The 3,353-nt window shown below is 64.6% G+C and carries 3 protein-coding genes; all 3 read left to right on the top strand.

From position 1 onward, the window contains the following. Positions 1-1,073 (top strand): transketolase C-terminal domain-containing protein (locus tag MOV75_RS31825; protein ID WP_309486983.1); only part of this gene is annotated, 1,073 nt, incomplete at its 5' end. A gap of 148 nt (positions 1,074-1,221) precedes the next feature. Next, positions 1,222-2,229, top strand: coding sequence for a type I glyceraldehyde-3-phosphate dehydrogenase (gap, locus tag MOV75_RS31820; protein WP_246931423.1), 1,008 nt, complete (start codon positions 1,222-1,224; stop codon positions 2,227-2,229). A gap of 150 nt (positions 2,230-2,379) precedes the next feature. Beyond that, the coding region (gene pgk / locus MOV75_RS31815) for a phosphoglycerate kinase (RefSeq protein ID WP_247007300.1) at positions 2,380-3,353 on the top strand (974 nt) is incomplete at its 3' end.

The following is a 3,353-nucleotide window of genomic DNA, read 5'->3' as shown; positions in this document are numbered from 1 at the left end:
AATGGGAAGCACGGCTTGGCGAGCTCGGCAGCCGCAAGCGCGCCGAGTTCGAGCGCCGCCTGCGCCATGAGCGTCCGGCCTCGCTCGCAAAGGCGGTGCGCGCATACAAGAAGGAATTGCTGGAAAAGCCGATGACCGCGGCAACCCGCAAATCCTCGGAGGCGGTGATCGAAGTCATCGCCGCCGCCATGCCGATGGAATTCCTGGCCGGCTCGGCGGATCTCACCGGCTCCAACAACAACAAGGCGAAATCGGCAACCGCCTTCTCGGCCAAGACGCCGAAGGGCCGCTTCATCCATTACGGCATCCGCGAGCACGGCATGGCCGCCGCGATGAACGGCATCTTCCTGCACGGCGGCTTCGCACCGAACGGCGCGACCTTCCTGGTGTTCACCGACTACGCACGTCCCGCGATGCGCCTTGCCGCGCTGATGGGCTCCGGCGTCGTCTATGTGATGACCCATGATTCCATCGGCCTCGGCGAAGACGGTCCGACCCATCAGCCCGTCGAGCATCTCGCCGCGCTTCGTGCCATTCCCAATATGCGCGTGTTCCGTCCGTGCGACGCGATGGAGGTCGCCGAGTGCTGGGAGCTCGCGCTCAACCGCATCGACGGCCCGACGGTGCTGGCACTGACGCGCCAGAATTTGCCGCAGTTGCGGACCACCGCGCCGAACGACAATCCCTGCGCGGCCGGCGCCTATGAGCTGGTCGCAGCCCAAGGCGAAGCCAAGGCGACGTTGTTTGCTTCCGGGTCCGAGGTCGAGATCGCGGTCGCCGCCCAGAAGCAGCTCGCCGAGCGCGGCATCGCGTCACGGGTGGTCTCCGTTCCCTCGCTCGAGCTGTTGTTAGCGCAACCAGAGGCCAAGCGCGCAGCCATCATCGGCAACGCGCCGGTCAAGATTGCGATCGAGGCCGCCGTGCGTTGGGGTTGGGACGCCGTGATCGGCCAGGATGGCGAATTTGTCGGCATGCATTCCTTCGGCGAAAGCGGTCCTGCCAAGGAGCTTTACAAGCATTTCGGCATTACTGCCGAGGCCGCGGTTAACGCTGTGCTGAAACGCGTTTCCTGAGAGTTGAGCTTGCCGCAAAAAAGGACTACGTAATCTCTCATATGATCAAGCACCGCCCGGCCGAACCGGGCGTCCGCCCCTAAAAAACCCTCGCAGGCGCGCATAGCGCGTTGTGCGGGATGACAACGGTCATTGAAGGAGACGAAACATGGCAGTCCGCGTTGGAATTAACGGTTTTGGCCGCATCGGCCGCAACATCCTGCGGGCTATTGCCGAGTCCGGCCGCAAGGACATCGAAGTCGTCGGCATCAACGACCTCGGTCCGGTCGAGACCAACGCCCATCTGCTCCGCTTCGACTCTGTGCATGGCCGTTTTCCCGGCACCGTGACCGTCGATGGCGACTCGATCAACCTCGGCACCGGCAAGATCAAGGTGACCGCGGAGCGCGATCCCTCGAAGCTGCCCTGGAAGGATCTCGGCGTCGACATCGCGATGGAATGCACCGGCATCTTCACCTCGAAGGACAAGGCTTCCGCGCATCTGACCGCCGGCGCCAAGCGCGTGCTGGTCTCCGCGCCCGCCGACGGCGCCGATGCCACCATCGTCTACGGCGTCAACCACGACACGCTGACCAAGGATCATCTGGTCATCTCGAACGGCTCCTGCACCACCAACTGCCTGGCGCCGGTCGCCAAGGTGCTGAACGACCTCGTCGGCATCGAGACCGGCTTCATGACCACGATCCACGCCTATACCGGCGACCAGCCGACGCTCGATACGATGCACAAGGATCTCTACCGTGGCCGTGCGGCTGCGATGTCGATGATCCCGACCTCGACCGGCGCGGCGAAGGCGATCGGCCTCGTGCTGCCCGAGCTGAAGGGCAAGCTCGACGGCGTCGCGATCCGCGTGCCGACCCCGAACGTCTCGGTCGTCGACCTCAAGATCGTCGCCAAGCGCGCCACCGACGCCAAGGAAATCAACGCGGCGATGAAGCGCGCCTCCGAGCAGCAGCTCAAGGGCATCCTCGGCTACACCAATGCGCCGAACGTCTCGATCGACTTCAACCACGACCCGCACTCCTCAACCTTCCACGAGGACCAGACCAAGGTGCAGAACGGCACGCTGGTGCGCGTGATGTCCTGGTACGACAACGAGTGGGGCTTCTCGAACCGCATGGCGGACACCGCCGCTGCGATCGCGAAGGTGATCTAACTCCGCTCTCGTGTCCCGGACGCGATGCAGCGTGAAACGCTGCTTCGCAGATCCGGGACCCATTTCACCGCGACTCGCTGCAATGTGGGTCCCGGTTCTGCACAGCGGCGCTTTGCGCCGCAGTGCGCCCGGGACAAGAGAGAGTGTCCGATGACCAACAAATTCCGCACCCTCGACGACGTCGACGTGAAGGGCAAACGCGTGTTGCTGCGCGTCGATCTCAACGTGCCCATGGACAACGGCCGCGTCAGCGACACGACCCGGCTCGAGCGCGTCGCGCCGACCATCACGGAAATCTCGGACAAGGGCGGCAAGGTCATCCTGCTCGCGCATTTCGGCCGGCCGAAGGGGCGCGATGCCAAGGAGTCGCTCAAGCCGGTTGCCGAGGCGCTGTCGAAGGTCGTGAAGAAGCCCGTCGCCTTCGCCGACGACTGCATCGGTGAGCCCGCGGCCAAGGCGGTAGCTAGCTTGAACGACGGCGACATTCTCTGTCTCGAAAACACCCGCTTCCACAAAGAAGAGGAAAAGAACGATCCCGCCTTCGTCGCGGAGCTCGCAAAGCTCGGTGATATCTGGGTCAATGATGCGTTCTCGGCGGCGCACCGCGCCCACGCCACGACCGAAGGCCTCGGCCACAAGCTGCCCGCCTATGCCGGCCGCACCATGCAGGCCGAGCTCGTCGCGCTGGAGAAGGCACTGGGCTCGCCGACCAAGCCTGTTATCGCCATCATCGGCGGCGCAAAGGTCTCGACCAAGATCGACCTGCTCGAAAATCTCGTCAGCAAGGTCGATGCGCTTGTGATCGGCGGCGGCATGGCCAACACCTTCCTGCACGCCCAGGGCGTCGGCGTCGGCAAGTCGCTGGCCGAGAAGGATCTCGCCGCCACCGCGCTGCGCATCATGGAGAAGGCGGACGCCGCCAACTGCGCCATCATCCTGCCGGTCGACGCAACCGTTGCCTATCATTTCGCCGCCAACGCGCCCTCGCATGCCTATGGGCTCGATGCGATCCCGGCCGACGGCATGATCCTCGACGTCGGTCCGCAGTCGATCGCGCGCGTCCACGCCGCGATCGACGACGCCGCGACGCTAGTCTGGAACGGACCGCTGGGCGCGTTCGAGAT

The organism is Bradyrhizobium sp. PRIMUS42 (assembly GCF_023006515.1).
In the GTDB taxonomy this organism is placed as follows: Bacteria; Pseudomonadota; Alphaproteobacteria; order Rhizobiales; family Xanthobacteraceae; genus Bradyrhizobium.
This window is presented reverse-complemented; position numbering and strand designations above follow the sequence as displayed.